Source organism: Rhodopirellula maiorica SM1, from assembly GCF_000346295.1.
Classification (GTDB): Bacteria; Planctomycetota; Planctomycetia; order Pirellulales; family Pirellulaceae; genus Novipirellula; species Novipirellula maiorica.
Window position 1 is genome coordinate 41214 of the sequence record NZ_ANOG01000025.1, and the last position, 19841, is coordinate 61054.

The 19841-nt window shown below is 53.8% G+C and carries 14 protein-coding genes; 1 reads left to right on the forward strand and 13 read right to left on the reverse strand.

The window, feature by feature from the left end:
- Positions 1-336: 336 nt before the first annotated feature.
- The 8 genes from RMSM_RS00965 to RMSM_RS00995 all read right to left on the reverse strand — a co-directional run bounded on the left by RMSM_RS00965 (position 337) and on the right by RMSM_RS00995 (position 11064).
- Complete coding sequence (locus RMSM_RS00965) at positions 337-2133, reverse strand: alpha-L-fucosidase (RefSeq protein ID WP_008690164.1); 1797 nt, start codon at positions 2131-2133, stop codon at positions 337-339.
- A gap of 173 nt (positions 2134-2306) precedes the next feature.
- Positions 2307-3017, reverse strand: coding sequence for a sulfatase/phosphatase domain-containing protein (locus RMSM_RS42220; RefSeq protein ID WP_236621951.1), 711 nt, complete (start codon positions 3015-3017; stop codon positions 2307-2309).
- Positions 2956-3906, reverse strand: a complete 951-nt coding sequence (locus RMSM_RS42225; RefSeq protein ID WP_008690166.1) for a sulfatase-like hydrolase/transferase — start codon at positions 3904-3906, stop codon at positions 2956-2958. The genes RMSM_RS42220 and RMSM_RS42225 overlap by 62 nt, the downstream gene beginning before the upstream one ends.
- A 76-nt stretch (positions 3907-3982) precedes the next feature.
- On the reverse strand, positions 3983-5494 hold the full coding sequence (locus tag RMSM_RS00975) for a sulfatase family protein (protein WP_008690167.1): 1512 nt from the start codon (positions 5492-5494) through the stop codon (positions 3983-3985).
- Between the two features lie 55 nt (positions 5495-5549).
- Complete coding sequence (locus RMSM_RS00980; RefSeq protein ID WP_201766985.1) at positions 5550-6989, reverse strand: sulfatase family protein; 1440 nt, start codon at positions 6987-6989, stop codon at positions 5550-5552.
- Positions 6990-7147: 158 nt separating this feature from the next.
- Complete coding sequence (locus RMSM_RS00985) at positions 7148-8542, reverse strand: sulfatase (RefSeq protein ID WP_008690169.1); 1395 nt, start codon at positions 8540-8542, stop codon at positions 7148-7150.
- Positions 8543-8644: 102 nt separating this feature from the next.
- Entirely contained in the window at positions 8645-10159 is a 1515-nt protein-coding gene (locus RMSM_RS00990; protein WP_008690170.1) for a sulfatase family protein, read from the reverse strand.
- A gap of 92 nt (positions 10160-10251) precedes the next feature.
- Complete coding sequence (locus tag RMSM_RS00995; protein WP_144057267.1) at positions 10252-11064, reverse strand: alpha/beta hydrolase family protein; 813 nt, start codon at positions 11062-11064, stop codon at positions 10252-10254.
- 601 nt (positions 11065-11665) lie between these two features.
- On the opposite strand from RMSM_RS00995, the gene RMSM_RS01005 reads away from it, so the two are divergent.
- On the forward strand, positions 11666-13057 hold the full coding sequence (locus tag RMSM_RS01005; protein WP_008690173.1) for a sulfatase family protein: 1392 nt from the start codon (positions 11666-11668) through the stop codon (positions 13055-13057).
- Positions 13058-13127: 70 nt separating this feature from the next.
- Here the strand turns inward: RMSM_RS01005 and RMSM_RS01010 are convergent, their stop codons facing one another.
- From RMSM_RS01010 to RMSM_RS01030, 5 genes are all read right to left on the reverse strand, one after another.
- Positions 13128-15614: a glycosyl hydrolase family 95 catalytic domain-containing protein gene (locus RMSM_RS01010; protein WP_144057268.1), complete on the reverse strand. Its 2487-nt coding sequence runs from the start codon at positions 15612-15614 to the stop codon at positions 13128-13130.
- A gap of 120 nt (positions 15615-15734) precedes the next feature.
- The gene (locus tag RMSM_RS01015; RefSeq protein WP_144057274.1) at positions 15735-17348 is read right to left on the reverse strand and encodes an apiosidase-like domain-containing protein; all 1614 of its coding nucleotides are present in this window, start codon (positions 17346-17348) and stop codon (positions 15735-15737) included.
- 350 nt (positions 17349-17698) lie between these two features.
- Entirely contained in the window at positions 17699-18052 is a 354-nt protein-coding gene (locus RMSM_RS01020) for an SPW repeat domain-containing protein (RefSeq protein ID WP_040763390.1), read from the reverse strand.
- The gene (locus RMSM_RS01025) at positions 18052-18699 is read right to left on the reverse strand and encodes a vitamin K epoxide reductase family protein (protein WP_008690177.1); all 648 of its coding nucleotides are present in this window, start codon (positions 18697-18699) and stop codon (positions 18052-18054) included. The genes RMSM_RS01020 and RMSM_RS01025 overlap by 1 nt, the downstream gene beginning before the upstream one ends.
- A 52-nt stretch (positions 18700-18751) precedes the next feature.
- Entirely contained in the window at positions 18752-19810 is a 1059-nt protein-coding gene (locus RMSM_RS01030) for an NAD-dependent epimerase/dehydratase family protein (RefSeq protein ID WP_008690178.1), read from the reverse strand.
- Positions 19811-19841: the final 31 nt, after the last annotated feature.

Here is a 19841-nt window from a genome sequence, read left to right on the forward strand (position 1 = left end):
AGAGTCCATCGCTTTGGCGGTAGTAATATTTTGCGACGTGGCAATAACGTTTTGCGACACGTCGAGGTGTCTGAGGGGCGGCGGGGATAGTTAAGAGAGGCCGCGGATTCACACAGCAAGGCAATCGCAACTGCAAACTCGCAGGGCCTTCTGCTCGATGGGACGGCCCAGGTTGGTTCCCGAGAAAGTAGGACGGCCTTTCCAGGCCGTCGGCGAAATATGCGACAGCCTGCAAAGGCTCATAAGCAGTGAGGTTTCATCCTGTCATGCCCGCCTACCTGCAGAGGTCGTGGCTGCACCGGGCATTCGGCCTAATGCGGTCCGGCAAAGGATGACTTATTCCTTGTGAATCGGAGTGAAGGTAATTGACTTCAAACTTCCGGTTTCCACGTTGCCGTCAAGACATGACGCCGAGACGGTGTAGCGTCCGGCTGCCGGAAAGTTGAGCCAACCGATCGGAAAATTTTGGTAGATGTGGGATGCATTTTGCTGGTTCTGGATCGACTGACCGCCGTCGATCGCAACGCCCCAAACCAATCGTCCTTCGCCGGCATAGCTGAGATCGACTTGATAATCACCTGGGACAACCACGTCGATCTCCCAGCTCGCTTTGCCTGTGGTTGCATCGTCGCCCGTTGGCCAATCGGTCACCTCGATCACATGTTTCCATTCGCCGAACTTTTCCATCCAGCGTTTTTTCTTCTGGACGGCGTTCGATACCGAGGCGAACTCGGCTTGGATCTCCGTGGCGACCTCGGGGTCGAGCCCCCAAGTCGGATCGGCCTCCGGTTTTCCCTGCAAATTCACTTCGATAACCGAGACCAGTTCGTCGGGGGCGCATTCGGGAAGCGTAAAGCGAGTCCATGTGCCTGCCGTGTCGAATTGAATTGGGTTCGCATCATCGCCAGCCAGCAATCGGGCTGAACGGATCTTGGTTTGTAGCCCGGGCAAATACAACTGGCCACCGGATGGCCACTCGAATACCGACAAAAACATTTGGTTGCCCTTCACCGTGACATCGCCCCACGGCAGCGCATGCTGCCATGGCGAAGCATCGGTCCCATACACCACCTGAGGATAACGTTTGATCCATTCGCCGGAACTTCGCAACGAGACCGCAGCCCGCTCGGGAACCGACCCGTCGCCGCGGGGGCCAATGTTCAGCATGTAGGTACCACCGCGGGCGACGCATGCAATCAACCGATGCAAGATTTCTTCGGGCGTTTTCCAGTTCTCGTCGTACCAAGCATAGCCCCACGAATCGTTGGTGGTATCGACGGCTTCCCAGAGTCCCTCGACGTTTTGGTGTGGCACTTCCATGTCGCCGAGCGATTGGTAATCACCCAGGTTGTGACCGGCACGCCCCGAGACTAATGCCTTGGGTTGATTTTCTCGCACAACATCGACCAATTCTTGGACGTATTTCTTTGGCATGTTTCCGGGCGTATCGAACCAGACCAATACAATCGGGCCGTACTCGCTGGTGATCTCTTTGACTTGCGGCAAACATTTCTTTTGAAAGTAATCGTCAAAGGTAGCCGGATTGCCTTGAGCATCCTTGGTGGGACCATTATTGCCACCGGGAAACGTCCAATCTTGATTATGCGAGTAGTAAAAGCCAAAACCGAGACCCAGTTTCTGGCATGCCGCAGCCAATTCTTTCATCGGGTCCAACTTGATCGGCGACGCATCGCCGATGTTGAACTTGTTGGCTTGGGAATGGTACATCGCAAAGCCGTCGTGATGCTTGGCAGTGATAATGATGTATTTCATGCCCGCGTCTTTGGCCAGCTGAGCGATCGCCATCGCGTCGAACTTCACCGGATTAAACGTTTTCGCCAATTCGCGGTATCGCGGGATCGGAATTCCCGCCATCCGTGGATTCATGATCCATTCGCCGATACCGTAATAGGTTTTGCCATCGACCTCGTTGGCCAATTGAGAATAGATCCCCCAGTGGATGAACATCGCGTAATTGCCATCGGCAAAAAGTTGACCTCGCTCTGCATCATCGGCGCGAAGTTTGACGATCGACTCGCCCCACATTTTATCCATCTCTTGTGATTCCACAGGCGAAGCAGACATCAGTGTGAATACCATCAACAGACAGCAAGTCGTATTTTTTAAGGTCATTCAATCAGCTCTTGGGGAGGCGTTTGGTGTCGAATTAGAACTGCTACGCCCGCGTCAGCTGTACCGCTGTTGGTGCAGTCTCACGCAGCCGTAACCCGAAAAAGGTTACCTGCTGAGGCCACCGTTTCGTATCGTGTATTCACAGGATAAGGTCATGCGAAAAACAATGTGGTCTAGTTACGAAACTGATCGTATTCGGGATTAACGTCCGCGTTCTTGAACACCGACTTGTCCTTCCACAACTCGTAGGTCGCTTTCAGCTGGACCACCGATTCAGGATACTGGCCTTGATCGTTCGTCTCTTTGATCCACTTGTCCAGAACGTCACGGTGTTCGCGAAGGACGTCGGCGTACTGAGGATCGCCGGCTAGATTATTTATCTGATGCGGATCGTTGGCGATGTCGTACAATTCCTCGGTGGGACGGACGCCAAACCAATGCTGTTCTTGATAATCATTGAGCTGGCCCGCTTGATGCAGCCGTTTCAGATCAAGAACGTCTTTTTTGTTGTCGCGATATTGCGGCTGCAACATCGGCCGATCGGGATAGAAATTGCGAATGTAACGCAGTTGATCCGAGCGGACGGTGCGAATGCGGTCGATCGTGTAATCACAGCGATCGCGAGCTGAGATCACATAGCGAACCGGCTTGTATTCGCTGCTAAACAGATCTTGGCCGTCAAGATAATCGGGCAGCGAGACACCCGCCATCGCCAGCGTGGTCGCCGGGATGTCCAGTGCCGTGATAATCTCGTTGCGGACCGTACCTGCTTTCAGCCCCGGATGCTTGCCCGTGATCACAAGCGGAATATGGACGCCGCCTTCATAACAGAATTGTTTGTGGCGGAGCGAATGGTTGCTGCCGTGATCCGAAAAGAAGAACACAATCGTGTTTTCGAGTTCGCCGTCCGATTTTAGTTGATCGAGGATCGCTTCGACCCGAAGCATCGGCACCGCGAGCGGCGTTGTAGTGCGTCGTCCACGACTTGCGAAGCGCTGGAGTGTCCGGGAAATACGGTGGCAGCGGAACATCATCGTCCGCCAATACTTCTCCTTTGCGCGTGTGTTTCGCGTTTGCTTTGCCACCCTTAATCTCGATTTGTCCGAACCAGGGTTGGTCTTTGTCCTCGCGAGCGTTCCAGGTGTCTTCGCTGATCGACAAGGCATGACGGGCTTTGTTTCCCTGCCATCCGTTCATGCCGGCTTTGTAATTGTCTTTACTGCCGACGCTGTACAAGGCTCGACGATCGTAGTGAAAATTGTAGTCGTCTTTACCGCTATTAAAAGTAAAGTACCCCGCTGCTCGCATCAATTCTGGGATCGTCTTCATTCCTTCAGGAAGGTGGATCTGGGTATCCGGCGGAACGATTTGTCCTTCGGTCGTTCGTCCCGACCGGTGTTGATGCGTTCCGGTCGTCGTCTGCATCACCCCGGTGATCATCGCCGAGCGGCACGCGGAACAAACCGGCGCCGGCACATAGACGCGTTTGAATAACACTCCTTCAGCGGCCAATTGATCAATCGCTGGCGTATGCCCCGCATTGATCGGATCGTCGTAACATCCCATGAATGGCGACAAGTCTTCGGAGAAAATCCAAAGGATGTTAGGTCGCTCGCTGGTTGCTTGCTCCTGTGCGGACACGGGCGCCAGCACCGTAAACAGGCCGCCCATCACGAGGGCTAGCACGGCAAGCTTTCTAAACAAGCTTGGGACTGCCGTCGCCGGTCGTGGTGCGTAGCCAGTGCCGGTTCGTCGTCGATAATCGTGTTTCATTCAATTGTGCTCGCTGTAGGGAAGCGGAATTTGTGGCGGCGAATCCAATTTCATCGGATGGTTCAGCCCTAAAGGCTTACTTGCCTTCGGCAGCCCATTTTTTCATGAGCGAAATGTTGTCCTGGACTTCCTTCAAATGATCGGGATCAAACTTTGGCAACGCGAGGCGGTCGGTGTAGACCTTCATGTCGCTGTTGTACATCTTGGCCGACTCGGGTTTGCGTCCTTGGTCGCCAGTCTCTTCCATCCATCGGTCCAAGCGATCACGTAACTCTTTCAGCTTGTTCGCATACGCCGGATCCTCTGCCAAATTATGAATCTCGTGAGGATCGTTTTTGACGTCGTAAAGTTCTTCGCGGGGCCGTACGTCGCGGAAAATCAGTTCTTGCACTTCGTTTAACTTGCCAGCGGCATGATCTTCACGCAGCGCGATCAGAATCGCTTTGGCGTCTTTGTATGCGCACGGTTGCAAGTAGGGACGGTTTGGCAAAAAGTTGCGGATGTACTTGAATCCGTTGGTTCGCACCGAACGTATGTGGTCGACCGTTTCGTCACAGCGATCGCGAGCGGCGAAAACGGCATCACGAGCTTGATAATCACTCGCCAAGATATCCTTAGCCTGCATGTTCGCAGGGATTTCGATTCCAGCCGCCGCCAGCGACAATGCTGCGATATCAATATGCTCGACCACGTCCTCGCGGACCGTTGCCGGTGAAACTCCGGGACCCGCGATCACCAACGGTACATGTAACCCTTCGTCGTATAGAAACTGTTTGCCCCGAGCGTGGCTGATGCCATGATCGGTCATGAACAATACTAACGTGTTGTCGAGCACGCCTTCGCGCCGGAGTCGCTCGAGCACTTCGCCGACCATCGCATCGGTCAACCGAACGGAATCCAGATAGGCGGCCCAGTCCCGCAAAATGTTGGGGTGGTTGGGGTAATAGGGCGGCAACGTGACGGCATCAATCGGTGTGCTGCTGCCTAATTCTTTTTTGGCTTGTCGAGCGATCTTGTTCCAGCCGTCTTCGTCTTTGCCGCGAAGCTTGCCGCCGGCGGTTTGGATTTGTGCAAAGAAAGGTTGGCCTGGTTTGCGGTCCTGCCAATCGTTGCTGTCGTAGACCGAATCGTCCCACTCAAAATTGTAATCGGTCTTGCCAAGTTTGCCGTTCAATGGCCAACCGGTAATGGAGGTATGGTAACCCGCGTCCTGAAACAGTTTGGGAACAAGCGTGACGTCGGCGGGCAAGTGGATTTTTTCAGTCCCACGTCCGCTGCGATGGTGATGCGCTCCGATGCTGGTTTGATACATCCCGGTAATAAACGCGGAACGGCAAGTCGAACAAACCGGAGCGGTGACGTAGGCGTTGGTAAACTTGACGCCACGGCGGGCGAGTTGATCGACGTTCGGTGTCCCGATCGCCGTTTCGCCGTAGCAGGAAAAGTTCGCCGACATGTCATCGGGAATGATCCAAATAATGTTTGGCCGCGAATCGTCACGACGCGAATGGTTTTCCTCGCCGCCTTGGAGCGTTGCAGTCGCCAATAGCAGAAAAGGCAGAATGGGAATGAGTGCGTGGGATTTCATGATAGTGGATACTTCAGATTTTGGGGGATGTGCGAAATAAATCTTTGGCGATGGCTCAGTCGTTGGGATCGACGATGTTTTTCCAGTCGGGATGGATGGGCCGCCGGGACGCGTTAGGGCCGCCCTTTTCTGGCGGAGCAGGTGGCGCAGATTGAAGCACGCGCCCTAGTTCGTTTTTGGCAACGGTCGCCTGCGAATCGAGCGACTCCGCTGATAAGTCATTCGTCTCTAACAAATCGGTCGGCACCCGATAAAAGCTGCCGTCACGATACAGCTTGTACGTTTCATTGCGTACGTATTGTGAGCTTGGGAATTTGCCCCAGTACGGTTGGTAGTGACAGAGCACCCAGTCACGTGGATTGCCTGTTTTTCCCTGCAATTGCGGCAGAAAGCTGCGGCCGTCGACCGGATCCTCGCTGCCGAGTTTGACGCCAGCGGCCTCGGCCAACGTAGCGTAAAAATCGGTAAAGTCGACGAGGTCATCCAGCACCGCGCCAGCCGGGGTATGCCCCTTCCAATACGCCACCAGCGGAACGTGCGTTCCCATGTCTTTGGTGCCGCCTTTGCCGCCGCGAATCGTTTGGCCGTTCCAACGCGAGGTGATCGATCGATTAGTGCCGTTGTCGGCAGTGAACAGGAACAGCGTATTGTCAAGCTGCCCAGCCGAATCGACTTGTTTGACAAGCTTGCCGACGATTTTGTCCAAGTAGTTGACCATCGCGACAAAGTTGGCCTTTTGGGCATTCGCGTTTTTGGGAGCCTTGTTCGCATCATGTGTCTGCGGCGAATCGCCGATCGTATCCGGCGTGGGAACAAACGGATTGTGGACCAACACCGTGGGGTAGTAGACGAAAAATGGTTGGTCTTGGTTCCGTTTGATGAAATCGCAAAGGAAGTCCGACATGATGTCGGGACCGTATTGCTCGTGGTTATCCTGTTTGGTCAAAAATTTGCCGTTCTGTTCCAGCGGTGGACTCCAGAAACGTTCGCCACCCTGCTTTCCCCCCATTGCCGCGGTCAGTTGCCACAAGCAATATTCGTCAAAACCGGCCTTGATTGGCCGCGTGTTGTCATCGTGGCCAGCGGCACCGTGGTACAAGCCGTTGAGTTGCCATTTACCTGCAACCGCCGTCTTGTAGCCAGCGGACTGCATCATTTGCGCAAACGTTTTCTCTTTCGGATCCAGATAACCAAAATGGGTGTAGTTGCGAAAATTATATTTGCCCGTCATCAACTTCACTCGTGACGGGGTGCAAATCGGAGTCGAATAACAGTTTGAAAAACGCACTCCCTTGGCTGCCAACGCGTCGATGTTGGGCGTTGAGTAATCCTGGGCGCCGTAGCAGCCAAAGCATTCCCAGCTGACGTCGTCCGCCATGATCAAAATCACATTGGGCGGCCGCTCGGTTTTTGCTTCAGCTGCGTGCGTTGGCACGCATGCGAGAAGGACAAACGCAAGCATCCGAAGCGTTCGCACTGGATTGTTCATAGTCATTTTACCTTGCTGCCTTGAATGTCATCGGTTCGTGTAGCCAGTGTCGCTGATTGCTCCGCGATCATAGCGTTCATTAGAGTCACGTTTCGTGCGGAGTGAAGATGTTTTCGTGAGAAGAGAGAGTTTCGCTCTGATCGCGGAGCGATCAACGACAATGGCTATTGTATTGCTGAATACTTTTGAACGTTCATGTGTCGCTCCCACGCAGCTAGTTTTTGCACCAGTTCCTGAGTTTTTTCGGGATGGGTTTGCGACAGATCGTGTAGTTCGCCAATGTCGTTGGCGATGTTGTAGAGCTTTACGAGGCCACTTCGGTAGGCGAGCAGTTTCCAGTCATGCTGTCGCACCGAGGCATACAGGTCCTCGTAGGCACGGTAACCAAAAATCGGTTCATCGCGTTTGAGTGTGCTGTTGTTTTTGATCGTCGAGACCAGCGATAGGCCATCCAGGTCTTTGTACTTCGATGGATCGCCGCCCGCGATCTCGAGGAGCGTTGGAAACAGATCGGTCGATTGAACAATGCTGTTGTTTTGCGAGCCCGGTTTGGTAACGCCAGGCCAGTGGAAGACGAACGGCACCCGGGCTCCGCCCTCGTAGAGCGTGTCGATTTTCTTGCCGCCATGAAACGGCGGGTTGTCAAACGCGCCTCCTTGATCGGACAACAAAATGACGATCGTATTGTCTTCGATTCCTTTGGCTTTGATAGCGTCGCGGACGCGTCCTACCGATTCGTCGAGTGCTTTGACCATCGCAGCATAATGTGCGTAGGCTCCTGTTACACCTTTTTCTTGAAAATGCTTGACCAGGTCTTCGCGTCCATCATGCGGTCCGTGAACGGTGTAATACCACAACGACAACATGAACGGTTGGGCTTTGTGATAGCTGTCAATAAACTGAACCGATTCGTCGGTCAATTTGTCGGTCAGATAGCGATCTGTCTCATCGGCTAGAACGTCCGAGTTGACAAAGTAAGGAGGATGATACGACTTTGGATGTCCCCAGTTCGATGTGCCAATCTGTTCGTCAAAACCTTGCTTGACAGGATGATATTCCTCGTGGCCGAGATGCCACTTGCCGACAAATTCGTTGTAATAACCGAGTTCATCAAGCGCCTCGGCATAAGTGGTTTCTTCGAGCGGCAACCAATTGCGACAGGGAAACTGGGCGGGATCGGTTTCAAGCAGATTGAACTCTGTCTTTGTTCTGCCGAATATATCAAAATCGGGGTGCTTGGGGCCGGTGGGAATGTGACGCACCAGGTCCAGTCGCACCGGATGTTTGCCTGTCAAAAGGGTGCCGCGGCTAGGGCTGCATGTCGGACACGCGATATAGGCTTGGCGAAAATCGAGGCCTTCGTGAACCAGTTTGTCGATATTTGGCGTTTCAAATACCGGGTTACGACACCCCATGTCGGCCCAACCATAATCGTCAACAAACAGCAAGACGATATTCGGCTGTTTGGGGCTCGTCGTGGTCACCGCATCGGCCGCAGTAACGTTCGTCCACGGTAGAACGGCCAACAGTAGAAAAAACGCGGTCGTCATCTTGATCATGGAGTCTGCCGTGGATTGAAGGGACGAAGGTGAGTGCGACTATTGGTGTCGTCGTTGAATCTCGTTTTGATCGTGGGATCGATCCACGACACACTCTCTTGCTCAATACTTGCCGTTGGTGCCAAACATCTCTTTTTTCGAAGGACGCGGACGAACACGAACGCTGTGATCGGGTTCCCCCGTGACTCGATCAAATTCGTCCGGGGTACGCTGTGAAGGTAAATAGTCAGACGTTTCTTCGCTCCAAGTCGCCAATGCCTGCGTCAACCGTTTGCGGACCGATTGGTACGCTGGGTCGTCGATGCGATTGCTCAATTCGCCAGGATCACGCATCAAGTCATACAATTCCCACTGCGGACGCGGCGACACAAAACAAGTTTGTTGTTCCTTTGTTAATTTGCCTTCGTTGTGCAGTCGCAACATCGCTTGCCACGAAAGTCCGCGACCGGCGTCAGCCGAAGGCGTTGGAGGCAAGTCGACGTAGTCGTTGCGAATCAGTTTGAAATGTTGGTCTACGACACAGCGTGCGTGATCCTCGTAGTCGTGCCAGTGGTCTTCGGCAAACGCGTATTGGCGAGACTCGGTCATTGGGTCACGCAGGACCGGTGCAAAACTGTTTCCTTCGAGCTGCATCGCATCCTTCCTGTCTTTGCTGACATTCGCCAGTTCTAAAAAAGTGGGAGCGATGTCGATCGCACTGACCAGTGATTTCGTGGTCACGCCGCCGCGAATCTCGTCGGGCCAGCGGACGATCCATGGGGTGCGAATGCCGCCGTCGTACAGCGTCGTTTTATCGCGAGGAAACGGACGGCCATTGTCGCTGATGAACAAGATTACGGTGTTTTTCGCTACGTTTTGTTCGTCGAGCTTCTTCATGACTTTACCGACATAGGTATCCAGTCGACCGATTTCGTCATAGTAAAGCCGCAAGTCCTCGCGCACGTCCCTGGTGTCAGGCAAATGAGGCGGCACGATCACGTCGTCATGGTGATGCGGTGGATCCAATGCTCCTACGCTGTATTCGCGATGCGGGTCCAGTGCGGCCAGCCACAGAAAGAACGGCTTGTCACGCGGACGGTCATCGATCGCCCGCTCCCAATCTTCGCAGCCGCTCGGTTGGGCCGCGATCATCTTTGGCGGTTCACCGTCCTTGCCCGATGGCAACACAAAGCCCGCCGTGGATGCTTCGTAGATTCGGTCGAAATGGTCACGCACGGCGTCGCCCAAGTGCCATTTGCCCGCAGCCGCCGTGTAGTATCCGGATTGTTTTAACTCCGCCGCCATCGTCTTGCTCTCCGGCGGCAATGGCCAATGCAATTGCTCGGCCCCGGTGTTGTGCGGATACTTGCCCGTCAAGATGCTCGATCGCGAAGGGCTACACGAATTGGTGGTCAGATACGCATGTTCGAACCGGAGTCCCTCGTTTGCAAGTTGGTCGATGTGGGGCGTGCGGATCGCGGGATGCCCATAAGCACCACAGTCGTCCCAGTTCATATCGTCGGCGATAATCAAAACCAAGTTCGGCCGTTCCGTGTTTTCGGCGGCACACAACGACAAGCAAAGACAGAAACAAACGACAACGGGATACAACAATCGAAGGATGGGAAACGCTTTCATCAAAAATGCCCGACTTGGGTTCGAGAAGTAAGGGATAAGTTGTTAAGCAATGGGGGCGAATCTGTTCAGCATAATCGACTGCTGCCATTCTGTTATTGATCAAGCACAGATTGGACCCAGTCTCGGACTTGTGCGCGGTAGACGCTTTCCTTGTGCATCCACAGGTCGGTATGCGGGTGCACGACATCGCCTTCGGGAATCGCAAAGAGTTGGCTGGTAGGCACATCAACAAAGGTAAAACGAGCCAACTCTTGATGATCCCCTAGGAATACATCGCGCACCGTACTGGCGTGGGTTCCACAAACCAGCACTGGACGGCCATCGAGTCGGGCCAGTCGTGTTAACGCCGAGGCACGATCGCTGTCGGGGTAGCCCCATGTCTTTTCACCATCAAAATGGTCATGCGTCACGAAGCCTTTCCAAAGACCGGCGATTTCGTCGTCGGCGAGTCCAATATAGCTGGTTGCGATAGCCCCACGTGAAAAACCACAGAGGATGACGTTGTCGGGATCGCCTGCGAATTCGGCACAGATGCGAGGAAGGTTGGTTTTGCAGTAATCGATGGTGGCTTGTTTGTCACCCCACCACGTCACCGCATTTTTTTGTCGTCCGATCTCAACATACGGCATGCAAACCCAAACAAAACCTCGTCCGCCGCTGATGCCGTAACCCAAATTGGCGTCGCCGACTTCGCCGCTGGAATTGCAGGCCGCCCACTTGTTACCGGTGTACTCGACGATCACTGGAAACTTGCCCCCAGGTTTCCAATCCAGCGGCAAATACAGCGAGTGATGAACCTGAGTTCCCTCGTACTCGGGCGCGGTCTGGCGCACTCGTTTGCCCGCCCCTGGGGAACCCTCGGTCATCGCCGGTGATACGAGATCGAACGTGGTCAAGGATTTCACTTTGTTAACGGGGTTGGCGATTGCCCGAGCATCCGAATGGGAATCGGACTGGGCATCACACGAAGAAACCGCGAACACGCAAACTAGGATCAGAGCAAAGAGACGATGACGGTTCATGGAAACAAGCGTATTGCGATATCGGGAGGAGCGTGTTTTGCTGTTGGTTCTGTGTGTCCAACCGCGCACACGCCAAACTTAGCAGGAAGCCAGGAACCTCATGCTGAGGAAGCCCAGCATACCGAGGAAGCCCAGCATGCCGAGGAAGCCCAGCATGCCGAGGAAGCCCAGCGATATGGTCGCAAGCAGCAGTGCGAGCAGTGTATTCTAGTTTAGCGGATGAGCCTTTGCAGCATTGGATCGATCATGCCCGGGCGAGGTGGTAAGATGAGAGATCGAGCTTTTTCGTTGCGATTTCCGTCGGTGAGCGTGCATCGATCCCTGTTTTGTCGAATTGGATTACGATTGAGTTGACATTTTCGCTGCCGGCGACATTCGCACTGACAGAGGTGCGGCGAAGGTAGATGGCATTGGGCTTGCGCCACGCAGCCTGGAAAATCAAAGTGAGAACGAAGTGACCGTAACAACTCCCCCCCAAAGGCCGATGATGAAAAAATGGAAAAGCCCTGTACTGGCATTGGCAGTCGTGATCGCGACGATCGCCGCATTTGCCGGCACGTCGAGACTGATCGCCGCGGATGATCGTCAACCGAACATCGTCTTGATCATGGCTGATGATCTCGGCGTCGAGGGACTTGGGTGCTATGGCGGACTCAGTTATGCGACGCCCCACTTGGACCGACTTGCCGCCGAAGGACTTCGCTTCTCGCACGCTCATGCTCAGCCTCTCTGTGCGAACACTCGCATGCAGCTGATGACGGGGATGCACAACGATCGCAACTGGATTTGCTTTGGGATTATGGACCCGAGCGAGAAAACGTTTGGTCATTATTTGAAACAGGCTGGTTATAAAACGGCAATCGCGGGCAAATGGCAGCTGCAGAGCTACGATCCACCGGACTACCCCGGTTCGGAAGCTCGGCGTGGCATCGGGATGCACCCCAAAGACTCCGGCTTTGATCAATACGCCTTGTATCATTCGTTGCACACCGAAGACAAAGGCTCGCGGTACGCCGATCCCACTTGGCTCGAAGACGGCACGCTGATCAAGGCCGAGGGCCAATATGGGCCTGACCAGTGGGTGAATTACATCAATGAGTTTATGGAGCGTGAAAAAGCCAACCCGTTTTTTGTCTATTATCCGATGGCGCTTCCTCATTGGCCGATGAACCCCACACCGGACAGTGCCGATTGGAGTGATCCGGCAAAGCGGTTCGAGGAAGACCCTCGCTATTTCAAGGACATGGTCGAGTATATGGACAAGTGCGTCGGCAAGATCGTAAAGAAAGTCGACGACCTTGGTTTGCGTGAGGATACCTTGATCCTGTTCTACAGCGACAACGGCACCCATCTTACAATTACGTCGCAAACGAAATCGGGGCCTGTTGCCGGAGGCAAGGGGTTGCCCTCGGACGCGGGAACGCATGTGCCGTTGATCGCAAATTGGCCGGGCAAGGTTCAGCCAGGCGTTTCGGATGCGCTCGTCGATTCGACCGACTTTCTTCCCACTTTGATGCAGGCGGCAGGGCATCCATTGCCATCGGACCACGACTTGGATGGGATCAGCTTTTATCCGGAATTGGTCGGAGCGGATTCTTCGGCGCCACGTCGCAAGTGGATCTACTCGTTTTACGATCCTCGTCCGGGATGGGACAAAGATCAGTTTACCCGGCATGTCTCGGCCCGCGATCGACGCTGGCATCTGTACGCAACCGGACAGCTTTTTGACGTTGAAGCGGACGTTTTAGAGCAGCAGCCAATCACCGCCGAGGAGGATACCCCAGAGACCGCGGCGGTGCGAAAACGTCTTACTGCGGTGCTCGAATCGCAATCGCAAACCGACGAACCCGTGCCATTAAATAAAACCGTGCAGTAAAACGATCGATTGCACGTGTCAGGGATGTCGCGGAACATCCCTGGCACCGTGTAAGCTTCTCGCTGGACGATCAGTCTTTCCACTGCAGCTTGATTGGCTTTGTTTCGCCCGCTTTGAAATCCACGGTAATGGTATCGGATTCCGGCAGTACCGAATTGCCTGATACCGTTGCTGCAGTGACATTACGGCGCAGTTGAATTTGGATCGTTTGTGCCTTCTTGCTCGTCACCACCGCCGTCAATTCGCGGCGAGGAAAATCCCAACGCAGTGAATCGACTCGAGCTTGCGTCCGACACATCACGCCTTGGATCGAGCCCTTTGGCAATTTGTCAGAGCAGGCTGGCAGAAATTCAATCACGCCTGGTCGCGAGTAAACCAGCATCTCCATGATCACCGACGGGATCGAGTGCAATGCGTCTGAATTGTAGATCACGCCTGGATTGTGAGACGTAAACAGGCTGCGGTAAAAGTAGTTCCCTTGCATCAAGAACAACAGATTGCCATAGACCAATTCGGGTTGTTTCAGTCGGGTACCGATCAGGGCGGTATGAGCCAATCCGTGGGCACTGCCGTTTCCACGCCCTCGTTTAGCAATCGCCACACGAGCCGCCTCGAACAATTTCGCGTTCTCTGGCGTCAATTCCAAGCTTGGCCAGGCAAGATACAAATGCGAAACGTGGCGATGATTGTATTGATCTTGAATATTGGGGTGCGACCATTCCTGAAGCGCGCCGTCCTCGTTGGTCACATAGGGTGGCAGCTTCGCTAGGATGGTTTGCCACGTTTCGATCTTGTCTTGATTGCGATCCAATTCATTGCTGACCGTGATCAGATTGGTCAGCAATTCCCGAATCGCGGAAATGTCCATCGTTGCATTGGCAACGACGGCCGAGTCGGTGTTGCTAGGATGGTTCTCGGGTGAGTACGACGGGGCGATCAGGAATTTGCCGTTGCTGTCATAAGTGTTCAAAAAGTCTTCGTAGAATAACGCGGCCTTTTCCATCATGGGCAACAGTCGGTCGACCATAAATGCTTTGTCGCCGCTGCACTGGTAATGCTCGTAACACGGAGACAATAACCAAGCAGCCGCAGCAGTCCAGTGATTGCCTGGCCATTTGCCGAAGTGGGTGTGCAGGCCACGGCGACCGGATGTTCGCGTTCCGGCCAAATAACCCCGGCATCCAAACAGATTTTTCGCGTTGATTTCCCAGTCCGGAGCGATCCGCTCGAGCATTGTCATGTAGCTGTCGATCGCTTCGGGAAGGTTCGCTTGAGCGGCAGCGGAAATCTGTAGATTGAGATTCGCATCAAGCGTAAAGTCGCCCGACCATTCCGGACGCCACGCCCCGTTCCAAATACCCATCAAATTCGGTGGGTTGTCGCCGGAGCTCGAAATCAAACCGTAGACGCCCATGTTGAAAATCTTTTCCAACAGATACGGATTGATGCGTTCTTGGCTTTTTTGCGTTTGGATGAGTGTTTCGTTGCTACCATCCTCGAAACCCGTTTTGTCGAGATGCAGACGGACCCGCTTGAACATCTCGTTGTGAACCGCAGTGTGCGCTGTGAGTAGTTCGTCGTAGGATGCGAGATCAGCGATGCGTTTCTTACTGGTGGCGATCTGTGTGTTCGAAGCGGGGTCGGTAGGAATCACTTCGGCCAGAATTTCGACGTTGTCAGCAGCGGAAATCGAGATCACGTTCCCCTGGTCGCTTAGTGTTCCGCCGTCGTTTCGGACGTGGACAATCACGTCATAGCCGCGATCGTAAATTTGATATTGAACGCAAAACGTCAGCCAGTTTTGCTCGGCTTTCTTTTCGAAGGGTTCGACCAGAGGGTAGTTCAGTTCCGAAAACTTCTCTGGAAACAACGTTTTCAGATTGCGGGTGATATTGTTTTGCTTTTCTTTTGCTCCCCTGATTTTCGTAGCAACGGCCTGTTGATCAAGGTCGATCGTGACGTTGACGGAAGCAGCGGTCGAGGCCGTGATGTGCGTTGCGATCACGTTCGCCGGTCGCGAGACAACGGATTTTCGCTGATAGTCGGTGTCGTTGGCGGACCACTGCACCACGATCTCACCATCCGTGTAGCCGGTGCTGCGGCGATATTCGGCGACATCCCCAGCGAACGTTTGCTCGATGTTCATCACACAGGCGGGGTGATAGGGATCGGTCCACAGGATATCGGGATGCCCCTTTTCGAACGCTCGTTTGAGTGCGAGCGTTTCAGCTTCGCGGTACTTCTGTTGCTTGATCAATTCTTTGACTTGCGGAATGACATCCGCGATGTCGGCCGGTTCAATGTCTTCGGTACCGATGAACTCGTACAGCATTTCATGGTTGAAGATGATCTTCTCGTGCTGGGGATCTCCGTAAACCAAGATGCCCATTTTTCCGTTGCCGCTAACGAGAGCATCTTGCCACGCGGTAGCCGGGGTATCGCTGAAGTTTGAATTCAGTGGACGATTGATTTGAGCATTACAATTTTGAGCAATACAAGTGGTGCAGATCGTCAGTAGGGCCATCCATGCCAACAGAGGGCGTCGCGTTATCGTCAAAGGTTTACTCTTGAGATTGGGAAATTGTGAGTCGGTGAGCCAGCAGCGTTTGCTGCGAGGCCAGTGAATGAATACGAAAATTTCGAGGCCGCCGATGTCGGACGCTAAGCATGATCCCTGTCACCGATTTTTAAGGCTGTTTTTGTCTGTTTGTGACTGCAGTTGCACAATCAAAATCGCAAAGTTTTCAGCCTCGGGTTTGGGAAAGCTTGGCCACTGAGTGATCGTTCTCTTGATCGGTTCGCCAAAGGTTCCGCTGATCGGATCGAACCAAGTAGCTGTCATCGTTTGCCCTTGTCGATCCTTGGGAAGTCGAACTCCGATGTGCTCGTTTTCTTTGGGGACGTAGTACACGAACAGGTCTTTGTTGTTGTGCAGACAGAAACCGCTACTGCTCTTTTTGTCTCCGGCTTTCAGTCGCCCGATATCGTATTTGTCGACCAGCGTCCGCATGTGGCGGTAGTAATCAAGACGCGGTTGCGATTCTGCATCCATCGCGTTGATATCGGGAATGATCACATTCCATGCGGCACCTTGCCAGTAATGTGTCGGATATGTGCCGGCAAAAACACACTGGTACGCGCGTTCTAGGCAGACTTCCGGTGACGTGTAGTCTCCCGTGAAAACGACGTAGGGACCTCGCTCGTACCCGCCATGTTCGATATTCAAGATCGGTTGGTTTGGGAAATCGTCACACACGTTACGCATCACGCTGTATAGCTCGGAACTCCACAGTTGCACCGAGACGAAATCCAGATTTTGGGGAAATCGCCTGCAGTAGCTGTAGTCATGCACGGTGACCAACCGCTTGTACGCATCCAGGTTACGCAGTCGTTCGATCCGCTGGCTGATGTAGTTCACATCATTGTGTCCGTAGCCGAGTGCCTCTTTGGAAATATCCCAAACCAGATTTGGGTAGGCTTGATAGCGGCGGACAACGTAATCGAAATAACGGTTGTCGGCTTCGGAGTTGGCCTCGGGCCAGTTCACTTGCTTGTTCCAAACGTAGATCATCAAGTGCGCTGCGATTCCTTTTTGATCGAGGTAATCGATGACGCGGTCCAGACGTTGGAAGTACTCGATGTTTAATTTGGAGTGATCTGGATCGACGTTGCTGCCAGCGAAGGGGAATACCTTTGGGCTGCCGTATTCGTACTTGGGGTCGAGTTGCGGATCTTTGGCCCAATTGACGTCGTAAGCAAAGACATTCATCACGACTTGGTTAAAGCCTTGCCGTGCCAACGTATCAACCAATTTTCGTGTGTTCGGGATGTCGTCGGCGTTTTCGGCGTCCAACGCGAACAACCAATCGCACTCAAATGCGATGGGGTAGTAGGCGTCGCCATTTTCGTACTGGAATCGGCGCGAGTGTTTGGGATCAACCACCACACCTCCCTTGCGTCCGGTTGCAGCATCCGCGACCGAGATGGTGCCCTGGTTTCCATCGAGCGCCGGCAGAGAGGACTTTGTTGTATAGTTCCAGCTGCCTGGCGTGGGCGGAGTAAAGCGAATGACGAAGCGATTGCCACCATCAAAGAACCCTGGCACCTCGAGACTTCGGCCTGCGGTGTTCACGAACTTTGCAGACACATCGACATCCACCGGATGTGCGGGAAGTTCGCTGGCGGCAAGACGGATCTCCGATACTTCGCACTGCTGAGCCGAAATGGGAGCGTTTTCTGACGTCAACTGTCTCGCTGGTTGCTCCGCCGCGGACGACATTGTGATTGCCATCCCAATTAGCAGGGCGGCAAGGAACCGCAGCGGCGTCGTTGCTGTCACCATCCATCGTGAGCGCGACGGCATCTTTGAATTCATAAATCGAGGTCACTTAAAAACGAAGAAGAGCTGGAGAGCGGGAAGGACACGCAGGTCTGTTGTACCCGACGGCCATCACCACGTGGATAGTAAATAAGGCAATCAAACGCACCTAGGCTATCATGGTCACGTGATTGATTTACTTCCGGTCGCCCCTACCTTCACCTCGTTTTTCCGCAAAAAGTTTGAGAAATCTCTCTGAAAAGTCGGCAGCGGCTCATCGTGCTCGCGCGACGGCTCAGGATTTCTAGGCTGCTCGGGACATCCTACTTAGCAGATTCCGAGGATTCGCTTCGCCACACCAGCGGTGGTTGCGAAGCTTCGTTGGGGATCAACGCCATCATCAACAGAAAGACCCCAACGACAATGTGGTTTTGATGAACGGGGGGCGGAGGCGCTACAGAAAAACGTCCCCACGCCATCAAGCCGGTCGCAACCACCAAGATCAACAGATGGGCGTGTCGTGTCGGTCGCCAGTAGGACAACCCGGCTAAAGTGCTGATAACAAGGGCGATGATGAAATCAGCCCATAAAATTACAGGATCGACCGGCGACTGAAAGACAAACGGACTGGCAGCAAGCCACACTGCCGTCATGATTTCGATGACGCGTCCCCACATCATGACACCTCGCGTGAGAGAAGTTTTTCACCAGCTTGATCAAGTTGCTCGTTGCGAGACCCCCAGAATGCTTTCCAGAACAACTTCACGTCGTGGTGATCTTGCCAAACAATTTTTAGATACGCCAGTGAAACACGGACTTCGTCCCAAGCCCAGTAGACCAAGATCAGCGAGATTGCGGCGGTGACCAAACACAGAAAACACCATTCACCCAGGACAAGTGCTTGAATCACAACCAACACCACACTGACGATTCCCAGCGGAATCACGTCGATCCCAAATAGAATCACGAGCCACGGACGGTATTGCCAGCGACGCGGTGACCCGGCAAACCCAAGAATGGCGTCACCGAGATACGCTAGTACGCCGAGCGCGGCATCGTGTATCCCCAAAATGCGATACATTGACATCGCGGTGTCCGATTTGAGCACACGGTTGCTGCCATCACCGAACACCGGGTCCCATGCGCTATCAATCAGCCCCCACTGGTAAAGCGAAAGATGCGACGAAATGATCGCCGCAACAAACGCCAGCAGGCAAATCGGAAGTCGTTGGCTCCACGCCGACGGGTTGTGTTTGTACGGCGGTACGGGCCGGTTCAGCGAATCGGCCTGTTCGCGGTCAGCGGTCGTGGGCGATTGACGCATCCTTTATTCCTGTCGGGTGAGGCGGGGACGTTTGCTGCGTTTCATAGAGGGCTTATCGCTCAAGTCCGTTTTGTTGATACCACTTGTCGGGATCTTCCTTCAGCGCCGCCGTCATCTTTGGCAACGTCATCGCCAACGAATGCTTCGGCTCCCATCCAAGCAATTCTTTGGCTCGCGAGATGTCCAAGGCGTAGTGGTCGTCGGCCATCGAGACCATGAACGGTTTGATAAACGCGTCGCCGCCTTGCACTGCATCACTGATCGCCGCCCCGACTTTCGCCACCGGTTTAGGGATTTCCATTGTCGACCATTCCTTGCCGTGCAATTGTTTGCCGATCAAGTTCTGCAGCGTTTGATACGACAGCGTTTCCTCTTCGCCGATCAGGATTGCTGTTTTAGGCGGGATTTGATGACGACGCTCGACGGTACGGACGATCGCATCGACGACATCGTCGAGATGTACCGCAGCTTGCCCCGCGTCGGTATCCCCAGGAAAAAAGCGAGCTTGAAAATCTTTTTCATAGATCCGTTTGATCTGCTGGACCATCGTGGGTTGGCGGCCATATTCGGTGTAGGCTCCTGCAACTCGCAAGAACACCGAGCGAACATTCGGACGACCTTCTCGGATGAGTCTTTCGGTTTCGATCTTGCTCTTGGGATACGGCCATTTCGCTTCAAGCGGATCGTCCTCGTGAATCCGTTCACCGACCTTGCACGGTGCGTGAACTAGCATCGTGCTAGTGAACACAAACTGCTCGACTTCGAATTCGTCCAACGCGTTGAGCAATCGATCCGTTCCATTGATGGTTACTTTGTCGTAGAGATCGCTGTCTTCGCCCGAGAAATCGTAGTAGGCAGCCATATGCACGACGCTGGCGAGTTTTCCCGAGGTTCTGCGTTGAACTTTCGCGATCGCACCCTGGACCGAAGCGTAATTGGTGATGTCACACTCGACATCATGCACATGCTCAAGCGACTTGGGCGGCTCGGGCAATCCGACCCGGTCAAATCCAAATACTTCGTAGCCAGCTTCAGCTAACCGGCGGCAAGTCGGGTTGCCGAGCAATCCAGAGCTGCCGGTGACAATGACGCTAGGGCGTTCGCTAGACATGTTTTTTTCTCTGAAATGAAAGTCAATCAAT

What these genes read in the sequence shown, in the direction of transcription:
- RMSM_RS00965 (WP_008690164.1), bottom strand. Translation starts at nt 2,133, where the DNA reads ATGACCTTAAAAAATACGACTTGCTGTCTGTTGATGGTATTCACACTG.
- RMSM_RS42225 (WP_008690166.1), bottom strand. Translation starts at nt 3,906, where the DNA reads ATGAAACACGATTATCGACGACGAACCGGCACTGGCTACGCACCACGA.
- RMSM_RS00975 (WP_008690167.1), bottom strand. Translation starts at nt 5,494, where the DNA reads ATGAAATCCCACGCACTCATTCCCATTCTGCCTTTTCTGCTATTGGCG.
- RMSM_RS00980 (WP_201766985.1), bottom strand. Translation starts at nt 6,989, where the DNA reads ATGACTATGAACAATCCAGTGCGAACGCTTCGGATGCTTGCGTTTGTC.
- RMSM_RS00985 (WP_008690169.1), bottom strand. Translation starts at nt 8,542, where the DNA reads ATGATCAAGATGACGACCGCGTTTTTTCTACTGTTGGCCGTTCTACCG.
- RMSM_RS00990 (WP_008690170.1), bottom strand. Translation starts at nt 10,159, where the DNA reads ATGAAAGCGTTTCCCATCCTTCGATTGTTGTATCCCGTTGTCGTTTGT.
- RMSM_RS01005 (WP_008690173.1), top strand. Translation starts at nt 11,666, where the DNA reads ATGATGAAAAAATGGAAAAGCCCTGTACTGGCATTGGCAGTCGTGATC.
- RMSM_RS01015 (WP_144057274.1), bottom strand. Translation starts at nt 17,348, where the DNA reads ATGGCAATCACAATGTCGTCCGCGGCGGAGCAACCAGCGAGACAGTTG.
- RMSM_RS01020 (WP_040763390.1), bottom strand. Translation starts at nt 18,052, where the DNA reads ATGTGGGGACGCGTCATCGAAATCATGACGGCAGTGTGGCTTGCTGCC.
- RMSM_RS01025 (WP_008690177.1), bottom strand. Translation starts at nt 18,699, where the DNA reads ATGCGTCAATCGCCCACGACCGCTGACCGCGAACAGGCCGATTCGCTG.
- RMSM_RS01030 (WP_008690178.1), bottom strand. Translation starts at nt 19,810, where the DNA reads ATGTCTAGCGAACGCCCTAGCGTCATTGTCACCGGCAGCTCTGGATTG.